General features: G+C 60.1%; 19 protein-coding genes. 3 read left to right on the forward strand and 16 right to left on the reverse strand.

The genetic code is table 11. The features are described from left to right. Positions 1-124: 124 nt before the first annotated feature. The 3 genes from K5Y35_RS02010 (at position 125) to K5Y35_RS02020 (ending at position 2,085) form a co-directional block, all read left to right on the forward strand. Positions 125-469 (forward strand): pilin assembly protein, encoded by a 345-nt coding sequence (locus K5Y35_RS02010; protein WP_123465026.1) that lies wholly within the window; start codon positions 125-127, stop codon positions 467-469. Between the two features lie 366 nt (positions 470-835). After that, on the forward strand, positions 836-1,240 hold the full coding sequence (locus K5Y35_RS02015) for a DUF4398 domain-containing protein (RefSeq protein WP_025112229.1): 405 nt from the start codon (positions 836-838) through the stop codon (positions 1,238-1,240). 56 nt (positions 1,241-1,296) lie between these two features. Continuing rightward, complete coding sequence (locus K5Y35_RS02020; protein ID WP_085712811.1) at positions 1,297-2,085, forward strand: OmpA family protein; 789 nt, start codon at positions 1,297-1,299, stop codon at positions 2,083-2,085. A gap of 241 nt (positions 2,086-2,326) precedes the next feature. Here K5Y35_RS02020 and K5Y35_RS02025 read toward each other — a convergent pair whose 3' ends face one another. The 16 genes from K5Y35_RS02025 to K5Y35_RS02100 form a co-directional block, all read right to left on the reverse strand. Then, complete coding sequence (locus tag K5Y35_RS02025) at positions 2,327-2,656, reverse strand: hypothetical protein (protein WP_064586153.1); 330 nt, start codon at positions 2,654-2,656, stop codon at positions 2,327-2,329. Beyond that, the gene (locus K5Y35_RS02030) at positions 2,653-3,558 is read right to left on the reverse strand and encodes an alpha/beta hydrolase (protein ID WP_222833573.1); all 906 of its coding nucleotides are present in this window, start codon (positions 3,556-3,558) and stop codon (positions 2,653-2,655) included. The genes K5Y35_RS02025 and K5Y35_RS02030 overlap by 4 nt, the downstream gene beginning before the upstream one ends. A gap of 101 nt (positions 3,559-3,659) precedes the next feature. Further along, entirely contained in the window at positions 3,660-4,937 is a 1,278-nt protein-coding gene (locus K5Y35_RS02035; RefSeq protein ID WP_123465022.1) for a flavohemoglobin expression-modulating QEGLA motif protein, read from the reverse strand. 24 nt (positions 4,938-4,961) lie between these two features. Continuing rightward, on the reverse strand, positions 4,962-5,516 hold the full coding sequence (locus tag K5Y35_RS02040) for a hypothetical protein (protein WP_222833574.1): 555 nt from the start codon (positions 5,514-5,516) through the stop codon (positions 4,962-4,964). Between the two features lie 162 nt (positions 5,517-5,678). Continuing rightward, positions 5,679-6,392, reverse strand: a complete 714-nt coding sequence (locus tag K5Y35_RS02045; protein WP_123465016.1) for a TetR/AcrR family transcriptional regulator — start codon at positions 6,390-6,392, stop codon at positions 5,679-5,681. 105 nt (positions 6,393-6,497) lie between these two features. After that, positions 6,498-8,000: a lysine--tRNA ligase gene (lysS, locus tag K5Y35_RS02050; protein WP_003222049.1), complete on the reverse strand. Its 1,503-nt coding sequence runs from the start codon at positions 7,998-8,000 to the stop codon at positions 6,498-6,500. Between the two features lie 114 nt (positions 8,001-8,114). Then, a protein-coding gene (gene prfB, locus K5Y35_RS02055) for a peptide chain release factor 2 (protein WP_099758102.1) occupies positions 8,115-9,210 on the reverse strand; the annotation gives its coding sequence in 2 pieces (ribosomal slippage) (positions 8,115-9,137 and positions 9,139-9,210; 1,095 coding nt in all). A gap of 312 nt (positions 9,211-9,522) precedes the next feature. Then, positions 9,523-10,524 (reverse strand): PleD family two-component system response regulator, encoded by a 1,002-nt coding sequence (locus K5Y35_RS02060; protein ID WP_123465014.1) that lies wholly within the window; start codon positions 10,522-10,524, stop codon positions 9,523-9,525. 48 nt (positions 10,525-10,572) lie between these two features. Then, complete coding sequence (locus K5Y35_RS02065) at positions 10,573-11,583, reverse strand: chemotaxis response regulator protein-glutamate methylesterase (protein WP_123465012.1); 1,011 nt, start codon at positions 11,581-11,583, stop codon at positions 10,573-10,575. After that, positions 11,580-13,856, reverse strand: a complete 2,277-nt coding sequence (locus K5Y35_RS02070) for a hybrid sensor histidine kinase/response regulator (protein WP_222833575.1) — start codon at positions 13,854-13,856, stop codon at positions 11,580-11,582. The genes K5Y35_RS02065 and K5Y35_RS02070 overlap by 4 nt, the downstream gene beginning before the upstream one ends. Then, on the reverse strand, positions 13,853-14,536 hold the full coding sequence (locus K5Y35_RS02075; RefSeq protein WP_123465008.1) for a chemotaxis protein CheW: 684 nt from the start codon (positions 14,534-14,536) through the stop codon (positions 13,853-13,855). The genes K5Y35_RS02070 and K5Y35_RS02075 overlap by 4 nt, the downstream gene beginning before the upstream one ends. Continuing rightward, complete coding sequence (locus K5Y35_RS02080; RefSeq protein WP_222833576.1) at positions 14,533-15,804, reverse strand: CheR family methyltransferase; 1,272 nt, start codon at positions 15,802-15,804, stop codon at positions 14,533-14,535. The genes K5Y35_RS02075 and K5Y35_RS02080 overlap by 4 nt, the downstream gene beginning before the upstream one ends. Continuing rightward, a complete protein-coding gene (locus K5Y35_RS02085; protein ID WP_222833577.1) occupies positions 15,801-16,319 on the reverse strand; it encodes a chemotaxis protein CheW in 519 nt (172 codons plus the stop codon). The genes K5Y35_RS02080 and K5Y35_RS02085 overlap by 4 nt, the downstream gene beginning before the upstream one ends. Beyond that, complete coding sequence (locus K5Y35_RS02090; RefSeq protein ID WP_123465003.1) at positions 16,319-17,941, reverse strand: methyl-accepting chemotaxis protein; 1,623 nt, start codon at positions 17,939-17,941, stop codon at positions 16,319-16,321. The genes K5Y35_RS02085 and K5Y35_RS02090 overlap by 1 nt, the downstream gene beginning before the upstream one ends. 278 nt (positions 17,942-18,219) lie before the next feature. Further along, the gene (locus K5Y35_RS02095; RefSeq protein WP_222833578.1) at positions 18,220-19,221 is read right to left on the reverse strand and encodes an acyltransferase family protein; all 1,002 of its coding nucleotides are present in this window, start codon (positions 19,219-19,221) and stop codon (positions 18,220-18,222) included. Between the two features lie 83 nt (positions 19,222-19,304). After that, positions 19,305-20,402 carry an acyltransferase family protein gene (locus K5Y35_RS02100; protein WP_222833579.1) on the reverse strand — a complete coding sequence of 366 codons (1,098 nt, stop codon included), beginning with the start codon at positions 20,400-20,402 and terminating at the stop codon, positions 19,305-19,307. Positions 20,403-20,561: the final 159 nt, after the last annotated feature.

Consider the following 20,561-nt stretch of genomic DNA (forward strand, 5'->3'; position numbering starts at 1 on the left):
ACGAAGGGACTTTAAACCTTGTGACCGAAAGCTAGTCTCAACAGTAAGCCGTACAACGGCTTGCCACCGGCCACGCCGGACACTCACCCAGACCTGCCACGAGCAGGTGCGAAATGAGGTCATCATGAAAATCCGTGAGCTCGCCCAGCATTGGGAAGAAACCGCCAAAGGTCGCCTGACCGACACCGGCTACGCGATTCATCTGGACGTTGAGGCCGCTGCGCGTCTGGCAGCGATTACCGAGATGTACCCCAAACGTCATGTCGAAGAACTGCTTGGCGAACTAATCGGCGCGGCGCTCGAAGAGTTTGAAGCGAGCCTGCCCTATGTGAAGGGTTCGACAGTGGTGGCGACAGATGAGGAAGGTGATCCGCTGTATGAGGATGTCGGGCCTACACCGCGTTTTCTGGCCCTTTCGCGCCGTCATTTGCATGACCTCTCGGCGACTGCCGGCAAGCAGAAACACTGACACCCGATTGCGTTAAACCTGTGGGAGCTGGCTTGCCAGCGATGGCGTCCGTTCAGTCACCGACGTGTTGAATCTGACGGCCCCATCGCTGGCAAGCCAGCTCCCACAGAACCGCATTTTCCCTCAAGAATCATGTTGTTTTCCCCCGCGCGTACCACTCTCCTCCGCCAAAGTTCCCGTCCCAGGGCCTTGTCCATTCGGTCAAAGTTTTTTTTGGCGATAGGCCATCTTTTCTGAACTTTTGAAAAATGCCTCCGGTCGGAACGAGTAACCACGCCTGGAACGAGCGTTTCAAAAACGCGCTTTCATACGACGCTTTAGGCTCCTCGACCAGGATGGATTTTCGGTTTTATCAGGAGTTAAACAATGGAGTTGAAGACCATGAAGACCCAAACCTCGTTCTCTCACCTGCGCGGTCTGAAACTGGCTGCTCTGGCCATCGGCACCAGCTTCGTGCTGGCCGGTTGCGCCGGTAACCCGCCGACCGAGCAGTACGCCGTGACCCAGTCGGCAGTCAACAGCGCCGTGAGCGCCGGTGGTACCGAATTCGCCGCCGTCGAGATGAAGCAGGCGCAGGACAAACTGAAACAAGCTGAAATCGCCATGCACGACAAGAAGTATGACGAAGCCCGCACCCTCTCCGAGCAGGCCGAATGGGACGCTCGCGTAGCGGAACGCAAGGCTCAGGCAGCGAAAGCCGAACAGGCACTGAAGGATTCCCAGAAAGGTGTTCAGGAACTGCGTCAGGAAAGTCAGCGCACCGTGCAGTAAGCGCGCATCCCGAATCGCAAAGCTGAAACTTTTAACGATAGAAAGGACGACAAATTATGCGTAAGCAACTGATGATCCCCGCTCTCCTGGCTGCAAGCGTTGCCCTGGCTGCCTGCTCCACCCCGCCTAACCCGAACCTGGAACAGGCGCGCACCAACTACGCCGGCCTGCAAGCCAACCCACAAGCCAGCAAAGTCGCAGCCCTGGAAACCAAAGACGCCAGCGATTACCTGGACAAGGCCGACAAGGCTTACCTGGACAAGGAAAACGCGGCCAAGGTTGACCAGCTGGCCTACCTGACCAACCAGCGTGTGGAAGTGGCCAAGCAGACCATCGCCCTGCGCACCGCTGAAAACAACCTGAAGAACGCCGCAGCCCAGCGTGCCCAGGCGCGTCTGGATGCTCGCGATCAGCAGATCAAACAGCTGCAGGACAGCCTCAACGCCAAACAGACCGATCGCGGCACCCTGGTGACCTTCGGTGACGTGCTGTTCGCCACCAACAAGGCTGACCTGAAATCCAGCGGTCTGGTGAACATCAATAAACTGGCGCAGTTCCTCCAGGAAAACCCTGATCGCAAAGTGATCGTCGAGGGTTACACCGACAGCACCGGTGCGGCTTCTTACAACCAGTCGCTGTCCGAGCGTCGTGCGACCTCGGTACAAGTCGCGCTGATCAAGATGGGCGTAGATCCTTCGCGCATCGTGGTTCAGGGTTATGGCAAGGAATACCCGGTTGCCGATAACGGCAGCGTTTCCGGCCGTGCGATGAACCGTCGTGTGGAGGTGACCATCTCCAACGACAACCAGCCAGTGATGCCACGTTCGGCGGTCAGCTCGAACTAAGCGTCACGCGGTAACGCAAAAGCCCCGCCTGAGTGATCAGGCGGGGCTTTTTCGTGGGAGCTGAAATTGCGGCCCCTCACCCCAGCCCTCTCCCGAGGGAGAGGGAGCCGAAGGGGGGATGCCCCAGAAATACATCGACCTGAAAGTGCCTGGCCGAATCCATAATCGACACAATCCTTCAGGTCGGCGTATAGCGAAAGACAATTCGGTCAGCCTCAGGGTGAGGGCTGAACCTGCAGAATCACTGCTCCAGCTTCTGCGGCGTCTCCTGGCCCATGCAGCGCACGGCTTTTTTCTGCGCGTTGATCAACACACCGGTCAGGCCTTTCTGCTCGGTGTCGAACAGCACCAGCACCCCGTCAATGCACTGCGCGACTTGCGGCGCCGGGTCTAGCGAGACTTTGTAGTCCTCGCCGGGCACGGTCTTGAGCATGGTGAATTCGTTGAGCAGCAACGCATCCTCAGGCTTGGCGAAGTGCAGGTAGCCGTAGTACCACAGCGCCCCGACGGTGCCGAGGATGCTGCAGATACCGGTGATGATCAGCGGGATGGCGTTACGTTCTTCAGTCATTGCGGACTCTCATCTTCAGAATTCGGAGGTGGCGGATAATTCGGGATTTCGCCGAGACGGCGCAGGCCATTGAAGTGTTCGGGATCTTCCAGATAGCGCAGCATCACCTGACGCCAGACCGGGTCGCCGAAGGTCTGCACGTGGCCGCCACGGGTCAGCTGCAGCACCCTCGGAGGCGGTGCCGCCTGATACAGACGGATGCCATTGGCAAGCGGTACCAGCGGGTCGTCGATGCTGTGAAAAATCAGTTTTGGCACGCCCTTGAGCTGCGGCATCGAATTGATTGCACTGTCGCCGTCCGGCACCAGCCACGACAGCGGCACCTGGAACGGCCAGGTCAGCCACGAGGTACTGAGGGCGTACTGGCCAACGCTGCGATAGCTGGCGGGTACACCGTCGAGGACGAAGGCCTTGAGTTGTTTCTGCCGCTCCGGGTGCTGCACCAGCCAATGCACGGCCATCGAACCACCGAGACTTTGCCCCAGCAGAATCAGCGGTTTGCCTTTGACCTCTGGCGCCTGGTCGAGCCAGGCGAATGCGGTGTCGATGTCCTGATAGATCGCCGGCAGGCTCGGCTCGCCCTCGGACAATCCGTAACCGCGATAGTCCACCAGCAACACTTGATAGCCGTTTTTCGGCAACCACCAACTGCCACCCAGGTGCATCGGCAAATTGCCGCCATTGCCGTGCAGGTGCAGGACTGTGCCTTTGACCTCGACACCGGGTTTGGCCGGCAGCCACCAGGCATTCAGCTTGAGGCCGTCGGCGGTGGTCAGGGTAACGGTGCGGTATTCGAGCTTGGCTTTTTCCGGGGTAAAGATCTGGCCGGGCTCGGGGTAGAACAACAGCGAACTGCAACCGCCGAGGGTCAGGAGCAGGCAAAAGATGCCGAGGATTCTCATCCGGTGAAACCTCGCAACAGAAGTTGGCAATACGATCCAGAGAAAAACAAATAACCCTGTGGGAGCTGGCAAGCCAGCTCCCACAGGATTTGCATGCTGGCTCAGAGGATATTGGAGTAATCCGCCTCGATCCGGTCCAGGCTCAAGTGATTGAGGAAGTTGGAGAAACACATCCACGCCGACAACGCGTTCAAATCGCGGAACTGCTCCGGCAGATACTTCGGCGGCACCACCAGTCCTTCATCCACCAGCTGACGCAGGGTACGCATGTCCTCCAGCGTGGTCTTGCCGCAGAACAACAGCGGAATCTGCTCGAGCTTGCCTTTACGCACGGCCAACTGAATGTAGTTGTAAACCATGATAAAGCCCTTGAGGTAGGACAAGTCTTTGGTAAATGGCAGACCAGTCGGTGTCGAGCCACGGAAAACGCGACTGGCGTTGCCGTAACTTTCTGCCATTTCAAAGCCCTGCTCGCGGAAGAACTCGAACACCTGCAGGAAGTCCGCGCCCTCCTCGACCATATGAATGGCGCGGGTGCGGTTGGTCAGTTTGCGCAGGCGACTCGGGTAGGAGGCGAACGTGATGATCTCCATCAAAATCGCCAGGCCTTCCTGGGTCACCGTCGACGACGGTGGGCCTTTGGACAGGAAAGTGCAGATCGGCTGGTTCAAGCCATTGAGCGTGGTGCCGACGTGCACCAGGCCTTCGTGGACTTCCAGTGCGCGCACATCGCGATCGTTGAACAGTGCGTCGGTGCGGATCTTGATGTAGTCGGCGCCTGCCGCCGCGTCAGCCACGATGCCGTCGGACTCGAACACGCGGATGGTTTCCTCGGCCTCGCCGAACACCTTGTTCAAACGGGTTTGCAGCAGGTGCACGGCATCCTTGGCGGTGAGGATCTTCGGCTCGTCCTTCAGGTCGCCACGGCCATCAATGTTGTTCAGGTAGTCGGACATCATCAGGCCGAGGTCGGCCAGGGTCGGGTCGCCGGCGTGAAACGCATCGGAGGCGGCGCCGTAGAGTTCCTGGGAGATCAGGCCGAAATCCTCGGTGCCGCGCGCTTCGAGCATGCGCACCACCATGCGGTATTCCTTGCACATACGGCGCATGATCTGCCCGACCGGGTTGAACTGACCGAGCTGACGGGTGATGTCACGCTCGATGTTCTGGAACTCCAGCTTGACCTTGCTCGAATCGAAGGACAGCGGTCGATTGAGGTAGTAGTCGCGATCCACCGCCGGCATTTCCTTGCCCTTGGCCTTGAGAAAGCCCTTGCGGATGTTTTCGTCCCACTTCACCGCATCGAGGACGCGGATCGGTGTCTGCGCCAGCACAATGCGATCGGACAGCGTGCGTATCGTCTGCTGGTAATCGTCCACCCGAAACTCCTGTAGAAAACTGAATTATTTGGCGCGGGCCTGACGCTGATAGCGCGCGGCTTCGACGAACACATCGGAATTGGCCGGATCGTCGAGGTAAGCAAAGACCTTGTCCAGGTTGCTGTCGACCTGCACGCCGTCGCCATCGTCGGTCTGGAAGGCCTGACCGTCGAGGGCTTTCTGTTTGATCGCTTGATTGATCTGTTCGAGATCGAGGTTGTAGATCACCAGTTCGTGTTTATCGGTGAGCTCGAAACCGGCGATGGTGTAATGGCCGCCGTACTGCGCCGGGACTTTCGCCGACAGATACCAGCGGCTGCCGTGGCGCGAAACGGTGAACGCATAGGCTTCGCGTTCGCGGGGCTTGGCCTTGAAGTACGTGACAGCCTGATAGCGGTCGTTGCCCAGGCGCGTCAGTTCAAGGTTCATCGGTTCGCCCCAGGCATTGGTGCTCGACCATTTGCCGAGCAGACCCTTGGGCGCCGGGTCACTGGCGGTCAGCGGCTCCTTGAAGGTCACCAGACAGCCACTGAGCAGCAGGAACGACAAGGCGATCAGCACGCCACGCCAGGCTTTCATTCAATACTCCCTATGAACATTCGCCGCCCTCGAATACACCACTGAACCTGTGAGAGCGAGCTTGCTCGCGAAAGCGGTGGTACTGCCAACATTAATGTTGAATGTCAGTCCGTCTTCGCGAGCAAGCTCGCTCCCGCAGGGTCAGGTGTTTCCCCCAGAGGGTCAGACCGACGCGAGCACCAGGTGCATGTAGCGCGTCAGAATGCCGAGCATGTCCTGTTCGGCCAAAGGCTCGGCGTCGTTGAGCAGGCCCTGATATTCCATCCGTCCGATAATCGCCGTCAACACCTTGGCATCCTGCTGCGGTTCGCGCGAGCCCAGCACCTGGAACAACTGGCAGGTGCCCTGCAGCAAAATCTGCTGATGCGAACGCACCAGATCCGCCAGACGCGGGTTGAGCAGCGCCTCCTGGCGGAAGGCCTGCTCGGCCATCAGATGCTCGCGACGGTTGAGCAGTTGCCGGTGCACATAGTCGGCCATCAGCCGCGCAATATTATCGGCCAGTTGCGAGCGTGACTCGGGGCTGCCGTCGCCGCTGACCACCATCTCGCGCAGCAGGCCTTCGTTGTTGATCCACAGCTTGGCCATGTACGCCGCACTGCGCTCGACATACTGGGCGAAGGTATCGGTGAGCAGGTCGTCGATATCCTTGAAGTAATAAGTGGTGGCCGACAGCGGCACACCCGCCTCGGCCGCCACCGCGCGATGGCGCACAGCCCGCACGCCGTCACGCACGACAATGCGCATCGCCGCGTCGAGAATGTCCTGGCGACGCTGCTCGCTGCCCTGTCGGCTGGCCTTGCGGCCCTGGTACTGAACACTTTCAGCGACCGCAGTGGCGATACCCGCTGCACCTTCTTGAGCAATTGCAACCATCACGACTGGACTTCCTCTGCTATTTCAAAAGTAACCAACTGATACATTTGTACCAGACAGGCAATAAAAAGCCGCCTGTTTTAGGCGGCTTTTCAACTGAAACGTTTACGCTTGCGGTCGCATGTGCGGGAACAGGATCACATCGCGGATCGACGGCGAGTTGGTCAGCAACATCACCAGACGGTCGATGCCGATGCCTTCACCGGCCGTTGGCGGCATGCCGTACTCCAGCGCACGCACGAAATCGGCGTCGTAGTGCATAGCTTCGTCGTCGCCGGCGTCCTTGTCGGCCACCTGCGCCATGAAGCGCTCGGCCTGGTCTTCCGCGTCGTTCAACTCGGAGTAGGCGTTGGCGATTTCACGGCCGCCGATGAACAGTTCGAAACGGTCGGTGACGTTCGGGTTCTCGTCGTTACGACGGGCCAGCGGCGACACTTCGAACGGGTACTGAGTGATGAAATGCGGCTGCTCCAGCTTGTGCTCGACCAGCTCTTCGAAAATCATCACCTGCAGCTTGCCCAGACCTTCGAAGCCCAGCACCTTGGCGCCGGCTTTCTTGGCGATGGCGCGCGCCTTGTCGATGTCGTTCAGATCATCGGCGGTCAGCTCAGGGTTGTACTTGAGGATCGAGTCGAACACCGACAGACGGGCGAACGGCTCGCCGAAGTGGAACACCTTGTCGCCGTACGGCACGTCGGTGCTGCCCAGCACCAACTGCGCCAGTTCACGGAACAGTTCTTCGGTCAGGTCCATGTTGTCTTCGTAGTCGGCGTAAGCCTGGTAGAACTCCAACATGGTGAATTCAGGGTTGTGACGCGTCGAAACGCCTTCGTTACGGAAGTTGCGGTTGATCTCGAACACTTTCTCGAAACCGCCAACCACCAGACGCTTGAGGTACAGCTCAGGCGCGATACGCAGGAACATTTCCATGTCCAGCGCGTTGTGGTGGGTTTCGAACGGCTTGGCCGCAGCGCCGCCCGGAATGGTCTGCAGCATCGGCGTTTCGACTTCGAGGAAGTCGCGCTTCATCAGGAAGCTGCGGATGTGCGCGATCACTTGCGAACGCACGCGGAACGTCTGGCGCACGTCTTCGTTGACGATCAGGTCAACGTAACGCTGACGGTAGCGCTGTTCGGTGTCGGTCAGGCCGTGGTGCTTGTCCGGCAGCGGGCGCAGCGACTTGGTCAGCAGGCGCACGTTGGTCATTTCCACGTACAGGTCGCCCTTGCCGGAACGCGCCAGGGTGCCTTCGGCGGCAATGATGTCGCCCATGTCCCAGGTTTTCACGGCGGCCAGGGTGTCTTCGGACAGAGTCTTACGGTTGACGTAGACCTGGATGCGACCGGTCATGTCCTGGATCACCATGAACGAGCCACGGTTGAGCATGATGCGACCGGCAACCTTGACCGGAATTGCAGCCTCGGCCAGCTCTTCCTTGGTCTTGTCCGCGTACTTCTTCTGCAGATCTTCGCAGTAGTTTTCGCGGCGGAAGTCGTTCGGGAAGGCATTGCCCTTGGCGCGCTCGGCAGCCAGCTTTTCCTTGCGCAGGGCGATCAGGGAGTTTTCTTCCTGTTGCAGGGCTTGCGGGTCGAGTTGTTGGTCGCTCATGTCTTTAGATATTCCATCAGGTTCGTTGCCCCCGGGCCTGGCGGCCCGGAGATCGCCAGCTGGGCTGGCTCCTACAGGGATCGGGTTGAATCAGCCGATGCTGTATTGCGTCTTTTACAGCCCTGATTTCAGGCTGGCTTCCAGGTATTCGTCGATGTCGCCGTCGAGCACCTTGTCACAGTCGCTGCGTTCGATGTTGGTGCGCAGGTCCTTGATCCGCGACGCGTCAAGCACGTAGGAGCGGATCTGGTGACCCCAGCCGATGTCGGACTTGGTGTCTTCCAGGGCCTGGGATGCGGCGTTGCGCTTCTGCATTTCCTGCTCGTACAACTTGGCCCGCAGCATTTTCATGGCGGTGTCCTTGTTGGCGTGCTGGGAACGTTCGTTCTGGCAGCTGACCACGGTGTTGGTCGGTACGTGGGTGATACGTACGGCCGAGTCGGTGGTGTTTACGTGCTGACCACCGGCACCGGAGGAACGATAGGTGTCGATCCGCAGGTCTGCCGGGTTGATCTCGATTTCCACCTTGTCGTCGATCTCTGGCGAGACGAACACCGCGGAGAACGAGGTGTGGCGACGGTTGCCGGAGTCGAACGGGCTCTTGCGCACCAGACGGTGGACGCCGATCTCGGTACGCAGCCAGCCAAAGGCGTATTCACCCTTGATGTGCACGGTCGCACCTTTGATACCGGCGACTTCACCGGCCGACAGTTCCATGATGGTCGCGTCGAAACCGCGTTTGTCAGCCCAGCGCAGGTACATGCGCAGCAGGATGTTGGCCCAGTCCTGGGCTTCGGTGCCGCCGGAACCGGCCTGGATGTCCAGGTAGGCGTTGTTCGGGTCCATCTCGTGGCTGAACATGCGGCGGAATTCCAGCTTGGCCAGATTTTCCTCGAGACGGGCCAGTTCGGCGACGACATCGCCCACTGCACCTTCGTCGTTTTCTTCGACAGCCATGTCCAGCAGGTCGCGGCAATCGGCCAGACCGCCGTTCAGTTCGTCGAGGGTGTCGACGATCTGCGCCAGCGCGGCGCGCTCGCGGCCCAGTTCCTGGGCGTATTCAGGTTTGTTCCAGACACTCGGATCTTCAAGCTCGCGATTGACCTCGGTCAGACGCTCATGCTTTTGATCGTAGTCAAAGATACCCCCGAATAGTTTCGGAGCGCTCGGACAGGTCCTTGATGGTGTTCAGGATCGGGTTGATTTCCATGACGGGCAGCACTCGTTGGCGAACTTTTGAAAGCCGGCGAGTATAACGTAATCACGCTGTCACGGCAGCCCGTCTGGCGGGTGTGGGGGGTGAATGGCTTGAGGTTTCTGTCTGAGTGGAGATTGCCAACCCTCACCCTAGCCCTCTCCCAGAGGGAGAGGGGACCGATTGGGGGATGTTCAGGAGGTACGCCGACCTGAAATGGCGTTACCGAATCCGGAATCGCCGAGGTCTTCCTGGTTGATGCAGGGCCAAGGACACCTCGGTCGGCCCCCTCTCCCTCCGGGAGAGGGCTGGGGTGAGGGTCAGCCATTACTCGATCCCGACCTGATTACGCCCACTGTTCTTCGCCAGATACAACCCACGATCCGCCGCCGAAATCAGCAACCGACAATCGCTCCCCGCCTGCGGCACCATCGTCGCCAAACCAATACTGATGGTCAGGCTCGCCCCTTCCGCCGGAGTGTTGTGCGGAATCTTCAGTGCCGCCACGGTCTGACGCAGTTTCTCCGCCACCAGCCGAGCGCCGCCCGGCGAGGTGTTCGGCAGCACCAGTGCGAACTCCTCACCGCCATAACGCGCCGGCAGGTCCGACGGCCGGGCGCTGGCGTCGCGGATCGCCGTGGCGACCTTGCGCAAGGCCTCGTCACCCTCGACATGGCCGAAGGTGTCGTTGTAGGACTTGAAGTAATCGACATCAATCATCAACAACGACAGCTGACTCTGATCACGCAGCGAACGGCGCCATTCCAGCTCCAGGTACTCGTCGAAATGCCGGCGGTTGGACAGCCCGGTCAAGCCATCGGAGTTCATCAGCCGCTGCAGCACCAGGTTGGTGTCGAGCAACTGTTGCTGGCTGACCCGCAACGCACGGTAGGCCGCATCCCGTTGCAACAGGGTCATGTAGGAGCGCGAGTGATATCGGATGCGCGCCACCAGTTCGATGGTGTCCGGCAGCTTCACCAGATAATCGTTGGCGCCGGCGGAAAACGCCGCGCTCTTGATCAACGGGTCTTCCTTGGTCGACAGGACGATGATCGGAATGTCCTTGGTCGCCGGGTGATTGCGGTATTCGCGCACCAGGCTCAGGCCATCGAGGCCGGGCATCACCAGATCCTGCAGGATCACCGTCGGTTTGATCCGCACGGCCTGGGCAATGGCCTGATGCGGGTCGGAACAGAAGTGGAAGTCGATGTTCTCTTCGTTCGACAGCCCACGGCGCACGGCCTCGCCGATCATCGCCTGATCGTCCACCAACAACACCATGGCGGCGTTTTCGTCGGTTTTAATGTCGTCGATCTGTAAGTCACTCATGGGCGGTCACCTGTGTACTGCGGGAGCCAGGATTGCGGATAAATCTGTTCATGTGGGGAAAATCTCCAGCAATCGTGGCGCTATCTTTTCCAGTGGACGGATTTCCACAGCGGCATCAATAGCCGCAGCGGCCTTGGGCATGCCGTACACCGCACTGCTTTGCTGGTCCTGCGCAATGGTCAAATAACCCTGCTGGCGCATGAGCTTAAGCCCTTGCGCCCCGTCGCGTCCCATCCCGGTCAATAAAACCCCGACGGCGTCGCCGTTCCAGTAACTGGCGACGCTCTCGAAAAACACGTCGATCGACGGCCGATAAATCTCGTTGACCGGCTCGGCGGTGTAGGCCAGCGTACCGTTTTTCAATAAGCGAATATGGTGATTGGTGCCGGCCAGCAGGACCGCGCCGGCCTGCGGCGGCTCGCCTTCGCGGGCCAGGCGCACGTCGAGGCCGCTGGCGCTGGCCAGCCATTCGGCCATGCCGGCAGCGAACACCTGGTCCACGTGCTGGACCAGCACGATGGCCGCCGAGAAATCGCGTGGCAGGCCCTTGAGCAGCACCTCGAGCGCCGCCGGCCCGCCCGCCGACGAACCGATCGCCACCAGCCGCTGGCGCGAAGCCGAACTGCGCGGGGGCGTCGGCGCCGGACGCGAGCGCGGGGTTTTCTCGCCGATCAGCCAGCCGATATTGAGGATTTTGCGCAACAGCGGCGCGGCGGCTTCCTGGGCATTGCCGGCACCGAGGGCCGGGGTATCGACCACATCCAGCGCGCCGTAGCCCATGGCTTCGAAAACCCGGTGCACATTCTGCTGGCGGTCGACCGTGACAATCACGATGGCGCACGGGGTTTCCGCCATGATCCGCCGAGTGGCTTCGACGCCATCCATGATCGGCATGATCAGGTCCATCAGGATCAGGTCCGGAGTGTTTTGCGCGCACAGTTGCACCGCCTCGGCACCGTTTCTGGCGACCCAGACCACCTGATGTGCCGGCTCGAAGGCCAGCGCCCGGCGCAGCGCTTCCACCGCCATCGGCATGTCGTTGACGATTGCGATCTTCATGCCCGCGCGCCTCCGATCAGCTCGACCACTGCATCGAGCAGAGCGTCGTCATGAAAACTGGCTTTGGCTAAATAATAGTCCGCCCCGGCGTCCAGTCCACGGCGTCGGTCTTCTTCACGATCCTTGTACGACACCACCATCACCGGCAGCGATTGCAGGCGGTTGTCGCGGCGCAACAGGGTGACCAGTTCAATGCCGTCCATGCGTGGCATGTCGATGTCGGTGATCAGCAAATCGAAGTCCTCCGAACGCAGCGCGTTCCAGCCGTCCATACCGTCCACTGCGACGGCCACGTCGTAGCCGCGATTGAGCAGCAGTTTGCGTTGCAGTTCGCGCACGGTCAGCGAGTCGTCCACCACCAGCACCCGCTTGCGCGCAGCTTCCGCCGCCTGATTGCCGTGGCGCGCAATGCGTTCCAGGCGTCCGGTGTTGAGCAGCTTGTCCACCGAGCGCAGCATGTCCTCGACATCGACGATCAACACCACCGAACCGTCGTCGAGCAAGGCCCCGGCGGAGATGTCCTGGACTTTGCCCAGACGCTCGTCGAGGGGCAACACCACCAGGGTGCGTTCGCCAATGAAGCGTTCGACCGCGACGCCGTAAATCGCATCGCGCTCTCGGATCACCACGACTTTAAGGGTTTCGCCGCTGTTCTGGCTGGCCGGGCGGTTAAGCAATTGACTGGCGGCGACCAGCCCGACGTGCCGGCCTTCGTGCCAGAAATGCTGACGCCCTTCGACCTGCACAATGTCGTCCGGCGCCAGGTCGCACATGCGTTCAATGTGCGCCAGTGGAAAGGCGTACGCTTCGTCGCCGACTTCCACCACCAGGCTGCGCACCACCGACAGCGTCAGCGGCACTTCCAGATGAAAGCGACTGCCCTCGCCCGCCGTTTGCTCCAGCACCACCGCTCCGCGTAACTGGCGGACCATGTGCTGCACCGCGTCGAGGCCGACGCCCCGCCCGGAGACTTCGGTGACCGTGTCGCGCAGGCTGAAACCGGGCAGGAACAGGAAGGTCAGCAACTCTTCTTCACTCAACTGCGCCGCAGTTTCTGCTGGCGACAACTGCCGTTCGACGATGCTGCGGCGAACCTTTTCCAGATCGACGCCATTGCCGTCATCGCTCAATTCCAGCACCAGCAGACCGGCCTGATGGGAAGCGCGCAGGCGGATCAGGCCTTCTTCGGGTTTACCCTTGAGCAGGCGCTGCTCCGGGGTTTCGATGCCGTGATCGACCGCGTTGCGCAGCAAATGGGTCAGCGGCGCTTCGAGTTTTTCCAACACATCGCGGTCGACCTGGGTTTTCTCGCCCTCGATTTCCAGCCGCACCTGTTTGCCAAGGCTGCGCCCCAGGTCGCGAACCATGCGCACCTGACCGGTGAGCACGTCGGCAAACGGCCGCATGCGGCAGGCCAGCGCGGTGTCGTAGAGCACCTGCGCACGCTGACTGGCTTGCCAGGCGAACTCGTCGAGTTCGGCGTTTTTCTCGCTCAGCAGTTGCTGGGATTCGGCGAGCAGGCGCCGCGCATCTTCCAGGGCTTCCAGCGCTTCAAGACTCAGCGCGTGTTCCTTTAAATGCACGTTGAGGTTTTCCAGCGCGCGCAGACCATTGTTCTGCATGCGCTTGAGGCGTTGCATGATCGCCAGATGCGGTTTGAGGCGCTGGGTTTCCACCAGGGATTTGCTCGACAGATCGAGCAGGCTGTTCAGGCGCTCGGCGGTGACCCGCAGTACCCGCTCGCCGCCTTCGGTGGTGCGCTTGTTCTTGCGCGGCGCGGGTTCAGCGGGCTCGAACGGAACCTCGGGAGCGGGCGCAGGCACCGGCGGCGCTTCAAGTTGCAACTCGGCCATCGGCGCAGCGGCAAACGTTGCCGGTGCAGCCGAGGGGTCGGCGAGGCTCGCCATCAGCGCCACGTAGGTTTCGATATCGGTGGGTTGCGGAGCATTGGCCGGGGTGGCAATGCGCATCAACAGATCGGTGCCCTGCAACAGCGCGTCGATGTGCTCCGGGCGCAGCAGCAAGCGCCCTTCTTGCGCGCTGACCAGGCAATCTTCCATCACATGCGCGACGCTGACACCGCTGTCGATGCCGACAATCCGCGCCGCCCCTTTCAGCGAGTGCGCCGCACGCATGCACGATTCGAGTTGATCGGCCTGGGTCGGGTTGCGTTCCAGCGCCAGCAGCCCGGCACTGAGGACCTGGGTCTGGGCTTCGGCTTCGAGGCTGAACAGCTCCAGCAAGGAAGCGTCGCGCATTTGCTCGGGGGTCATGTGAGGCTCCGGGTCACGGCGGACAGCAGCTGTTCTTCATCCAGCCAACGCAGGCTGCGCCCGCGAAATTGCAGCACGCCACGGGTGTATCTGGCATTGGCTTGCGCAGCGGATTGCGAAGCGGCGTCGAGGATCCGCTCATCAATGGCATGAATGCCGTCGACCTCGTCCACCGGCACCACCACCGGTCCGCCGTGGGCGGCGATGATCAGCATGCGCGGCATGATCCGCGCGCCATTGGCCGGTGCGGCGTTGCCATCCAGATCGAGCAGTTCGACCAGCGACAGGCACGCCACCAGCGCGCCGCGCACATTGGCCACACCCAGCAAGGCCCGCGAACGCTGATGCGGCAACGAGTGAATCGCCTGCAACGGCGCGACCTCCACCAGACTGCGAGTCGCCAGGCCCAACCATTCTTCGCCGATACGGAACATCAGCAACGAACGGGTTTTCAGTTCGGCCTCGACGGTGGTCGCCACCGGGTCGCGTTCGTCCTGCTGCAACGCATAACGGTCGAGCAGGCGCGTGGCGGCAGCGGAATACACCGAACAATTGCGGCAGTGAATGTGTTCGGCCAGCAGCGGGCAGGACTTGTCGCCGTGGATACCGATGCGGTTCCAGCAATCGTCGATGGCCCGGGCGTCTTCGTGGGTGACGTTCAAGGTGTCGGACGGGATCATCGTTTACGCTCACTGTCGGCGGTGCGGCCGCTGCGCGCGGCGCGCTCCTGCAATCGTCTGGCACCGGCGCTGTCGCCCTGGGCCTGGAGCAACGCGGCCAGGTGCATCAACGCTTCAGGGTGTTGCGGTTCGAGGTACAAGGCCTTGCGGTAATAACTCTGGGCTTCGAGTGCAGAGCCGGCAACATCGCTGAGCAGGCCGAGCCAATAGAACACCTGCGCCACCGGTTCGTGACTGCGCAGGAACTGCTCGCATGCCGCACGGGCTTCGGCACTCTTGCCTTCGTTGGCCAGCGCAGCGATGTTGGCGAGCAAGGTCGCCGCGTCCGGGTTGGCGCTTTTGCTGCTGACGGGCAACGGTGCAACGCTGGCAAACGGACGCGGGCGCACTGGCGGTGGTGGCGGACTGCGCAAAGGTTGACGCACGGGTAATGGCGTCGGGGTCGGCAATGACAGCGGTTCCGGTGCCGGATCATTGTGTCGACTGAAGGCAAACGACTGCGGGATGCCGATCGAGCGCATGCCCAGGCGCCCGAGCAGACTGCCTTCGGCCGGACCGATGAACAGCACGCCATCGACGTGAGTCAGACGCTTGAGCACGGCGAAAACCTGCTGCTGAGTCGGCTGATCGAAATAGATCAGCAGGTTGCGGCAGAACACAAAGTCGAACGGCGGCTCGCTGGCCAGCAGTGTCGGATCCAGCACATTGCCCGCCTGCAGGCGCACCTGTTCGCGCACGGCATCGCTGACCCGATGGCCGTCCTGCTCGGCCGTGAAATGACGCTCGCGAAAGTCCAGATCCTGACCACGAAACGAGTTCTTGCCGTACAGCGCGCGCCGCGCCTTGTCCACCGACAGCGGGCTGACATCCATGCCGTCGACCTTGAACTGATGGGGTTTGAGGCCGGCATCGAGCAAGGCCATGGCGATCGAATAGGGCTCCTCGCCGGTCGAGCACGGCAGGCTGAGGATGCGCAGCGCGCGCATGTTGTTCAATTCGTCCAGACGCTTGCGCGCCAGCTTGCCGAGTGTGGCGAAGGATTCCGGATAGCGGAAAAACCAGGTTTCGGGGACGATTACCGCCTCGATCAATGCCTGCTGTTCGTCACGCGAACCTTGCAGCAGTTGCCAGTATTCATCGCTGTGCGCCGCTTGCGAGAGCGTGGTGCGCTGGCGCACCGCGCGCTCGATGATCGCCGGCCCGACCGAGGTGACATCCAGACCGATGCGTTCCTTGAGGAAATCGAAAAACCGCTGGTCGCTGCTCATGACTGCGCCTCAAGCGGCGCCGGAAACAGCAGGCTACGCACCGCGTCATCCAGCAAGTCGTTGACCCGCACCCACTGCACCAGCCCCTGGGCATCTTCGCGCACCGGGCCGAGGTACGGCGCCTGACGATTGTCCAGGCCATACGGCTGAAAATCTTCAGGGTTGCAGCGCAGCGTGTCGGTCGCCTGCTCAAGGATCAGCCCCAGCCAGCGCGGCGGTTGCAGTGCATCCGGGCGGTAATGCACCAGCACCAGCCGCGTACTGGTGCGCGCCTCGGCGGGATGGCCGAAGGTCAGTGCACTGAGGTCGATCGCCGGCACCACCGCACCCCGATAGGCAAACACCCCGGCAACCCAGTTCGGCGCCTGGGCAATCGGCTTCAACGGCAGGCGCGGCAACACTTCCGCCACCTCGGTGGCGCGCAAGGCGTAGCGTTCGTTGCCGATCCGAAACAGCAGGAACAACGCCTGTTTCGCCACCGGCGCAGCGCCGCGTTTGGCGGTGATTTCGCTCATCAGACTTTGAATCGCGAAACGCCGCTGCGCAGCCCGACGGCCACCTGGCTCAGTTCGTCGATGGCGAAACTGGCCTGACGCAGCGATTCAACGGTCTGGCTGCTGGCGTCGCCCAACTGCACCAGCGCGTGGTTGATCTGTTCGGCCCCGGTGGCCTGAGCCTGCATGCCCTCGTTGACCATCAATACGCGCGGTGCCAGCGCCTGCACTTGATGGATGATCTGCGACAGTTGTTCGCCGACCTGCTGCACTTCGGCCATGCCGCGGCGCACTTCCTCGGAGAACTTGTCCATGCCCATCACCCCGGCGGACACCGCCGACTGGATCTCGCGGACCATTTGCTCGATGTCGTAGGTGGCGACGGCGGTCTGGTCCGCCAGACGCCGCACTTCGGTGGCGACCACGGCGAAACCGCGACCGTATTCGCCAGCCTTCTCCGCCTCGATCGCCGCGTTGAGCGACAACAGGTTGGTCTGGTCGGCAACTTTGACGATGGTCACCACCACCTGATTGATGTTGCCGGCCTTCTCATTGAGTATCGCCAGTTTGGCGTTGACCAGATCGGCCGCGCCCATCACCGAGTGCATGGTGTCTTCCATGCGCGCCAGGCCTTGCTGGCCGGAACCGGCAAGCACCGAGGCCTGATCGGCAGCGGTCGACACTTCGGTCATGGTGCGCACCAGGTCCCGCGAGGTGGCGGCGATCTCACGGGAGGTCGCGCCGATTTCGGTGGTGGTGGCCGCGGTTTCGGTGGCGGTGGCCTGCTGTTGCTTGGAGGTGGCGGCAATCTCGGTCACCGAGGTGGTCACCTGCACCGATGAACGCTGGGCCTGAGACACCAGCGCGGTCAGCTCGGTCATCATGTCGTTGAAGCCGGTTTCCACTGCGCCGAATTCGTCCTTGCGCTCAAGGTTGAGGCGGCTGCTCAAGTCGCCGGTGCGCATGATGTCCAGGATCTGCACAATGCGGTTCATCGGGGCCATGATCGCGCGCATCAGCAGCAGGCCACAGGCACCGGCTGCCAAGACGGCTACCAGCAGCGAGACAAACATACTGACCTTGGCCGCGGCCACCGCTTCATCAATGTTGGCCATGGCCTGATCAGCGACTTTCTTGTTCTCACCAATGATGTCATTGAGTTTCATGCGGCCGGTGTACCACGCGGGGGTCAGCTTCTCGCTGAACAGCTTGACCGCCTCGACTTCCAGATTGCGTTTGTGCAAATCGAGCACCTGATCCTGGATCTGCATGTAAGCATCGTGATCTTTTTCGAATGCCGCGAACTCGATACGGTCCTCGTCGGTGGTGATGGTGCTGCGATAGCTGGCCATATGCTCTTGCAGGCGATTCTCGAACGCCTTGTAGTCGGCCACGTCTTCGCTACTGATGCCCTGCCCTTCCTTGAGGCCCAGCAGTTCCTGAGTCTGCAGGTAACTGTCGACCCACGCACCGCGAATCATCGAGCTGTAATAGACGCCAGGAATCGCATCGTCACGTACGCTGCTTTCACTGGCCTCGATCTTCAGCAAGCGTGAATACGAGACGACGACCATCAGCAGCATGATGGCGATAATCACCGCAAAGCTCGCCAAAATGCGTTGGCGCAACGTCCAGTTCTTCACAGTGATTCCTCGTGCCTAAGTCGAAATGCGGGGAGTATAGCCGAGGGCGGTGTTTCATTTATAAGACGCTTTTCAACCCTCGGGCCCCACCGACAGGGTTTGACGGGAGGCTCTGGAATGGGACTGTCCGCCAATCCGGGGTTGGCGTGCCAGTGGGGTAATGGCAAAAAGGGGCGACGGATCGGCCATAGCGGGTGCTGCGCGGCCGAAAGCGTAATCGCGTGTTGGGGCTGTAAACAAAAACCGAGGCCCACTTTTACCCGGAATTGCAATTTGTCTCAGGCCTGCGCTCTTTGCCTGAAGCTTCCCTGCAATCTCGCATTGATCGCTCTTGCCATGCCGATACTTGGCCTTTCCAGCAAGGCATAACTGAAACTGGCCAGCACCAGCGTCGCTACCAGGTAGCTCAGAAAAACCCCCACATTGAATTGGGCTCGCATGTCTGTCGCGTACGCCGCCCACTCCAGAAAAAATGGGTGTATCAGGTACACCGAATAACTGATCGTGCCCAGAAAAGTCACGCTCTTGAGGGTTCTGCGCAGGTACAAGGTCACGACAAGCGCAGAGGCCATACCGATCAAGTAGCTGATCAGATAAGTGAACGGATTTTCCTTATGCCCATGGTCGGTGGTGTAAGCCAGCAGGCATATAGGCACAAGCAAAACCACAAATAATGCCAGCCAGACAGCGACCAATCGGCGAGCGTGTGAGTCCGCCACGCCAAGGCTGACGTCGCGCCACAGACTGCCAAAAAACATGATTGACAGACACAACGGCAACGCTACGGGGATCTTTTTGGCCAGATAGAATCTGCCGATGGCAAAGATCAGCGCCACGACCAGCAGGCCGATTGCCACGCCGAATCGCACCCAGGCTTTGCCCAGAAGTCCCACGCTGAATAACGCCGCGCAGGCCACGTAGAAAAACATCTCGATGATCAGCGTCCAGTAAACGCCGAACAGATCCGGTGTTTTCAGAACAGCCTGGAACATCGTCATGTTGATCAATACAGTCGACAGCGATACAGGCGTCGATAAAAACCAGTCCGAACTCGCAACCGCCAGTGCAATGGAAAACCAGTACGCCGGGTACAACCTGAAAAACCGGGAAACGGCAAAAGTCGCCAGCGCGTGCCGCCCTTCCTTCAGGCTATAGGGAATGACCATCCCGCTGAGCAAGAAGAAGATCACCACGCCCACTTGCCCCAGGTTCACCCAGGTGAAAAAAAACGTGTCCTTGAGCGGGGTTCTTTCAATGAAGTGTGCGACCACCACCAACATTGCAGCGATGCCCCTTAAGGCATCCAGATGCGTCAGTCGACACGGTGGGCTTCCTGCCCCGTTATCAGCGAAAGTTAATGTATTCAATCAACTTGAACTCCCGCTTCGAGTGCTGATGCCTTCGCTCTGCTGATCGCACTCCTGCGCGTCAACCGTGCATCGAGGTGCGCATTGATCTGCCGCCCCAATCCGATCGAGCGTTTCTCTATCAGAAAATAACAAAGCGATGAGAGGACAAGCGTGCTCAGGCAATAAAGAACAAAGACGGGAAGATTGAAACCGTTTTGCAGATTAACTTTCGAGTCAGCCAACTCCAGAAAAAACGGGTGAGTCAAGTAGACCGAATAACTGATCGCCCCGAGAAAGGCGAGCATCCGGTTTTCCAGCTTCAATACCGTGGTAGTTAACATGAAGAACAGCAGTGCAGCCCAATAACTGCCGATAAAATTCCAGGCACTTTCTCGCAGCCCTTGATCAACATCGTAGGCCAACAGCGCAATGATCGGAAAGGCGATAACAAATACAGCAATCCAGATGAAACTGTAGCGTTCTGCCTTGGGATCCCGATCAATCTGAAAGTTACGCCACAATCCCCCAAACAACATCAACGACAGCGATGACAAGATTCCGACGGGGGCCGGGAGCGCATAATAATAGCGACCTGCTGCCCCCACCAGCGAGAGCATCAGCAACGCTATCGCCAACCAGAAGCGTACTTTGAGATGCCCCAGCAACCCGACCAGGCTCAGTGCAATACACAGTCCATAAAAGACCAACTCGACAAATAAAGTCCAATACACGCCGAACAAGTTGGAGTATCCGATCATCGTTTGAAGCATGGTGACATTCGCCAGCACTCTCGCCCGATCAAGTTCGCCCGAAACAAAAAAAGCAATGGCAACACAGGCCAGCACTATTGAAAGCCAATAGGCAGGGTACAGCCTGAAAAATCTTGAAAGTATGAAACGCCTGGTTTTGCCCGGACCGTCCTTGAAACTGAACGGGATCACGAAACCACTGACCATGAAAAAAACCACCACGCCGAACTGACCGGGACGGAAGTAATCGAAAATCGCCCAATTGAACAGCGGTGTTCTTTCAATATAGTGAGAAATGACCACCGCCAATGCTGCCAGAGCTCTGACAGAATCGAGGTAAGTCAAACGATGGGTGCTGACCATTTTGCTTGAAGATTCCTTCTTCAGTGGATGTTGCTCCGTTGAGCGAGTTTCCCGAACTTGTATTCGGAAGAACCCCAAAAAAGCGACGGACGTTTATCCGAGGACTCACTTCATGGCCTCGGTTTTCTGGTTTCTGGTTTTTAGTGCAAGACGCCAACG

The sequence above is a fragment of the Pseudomonas sp. SC3(2021) genome (assembly GCF_019856535.1).
GTDB lineage: Bacteria > Pseudomonadota > Gammaproteobacteria > Pseudomonadales > Pseudomonadaceae > Aquipseudomonas > Aquipseudomonas monsensis.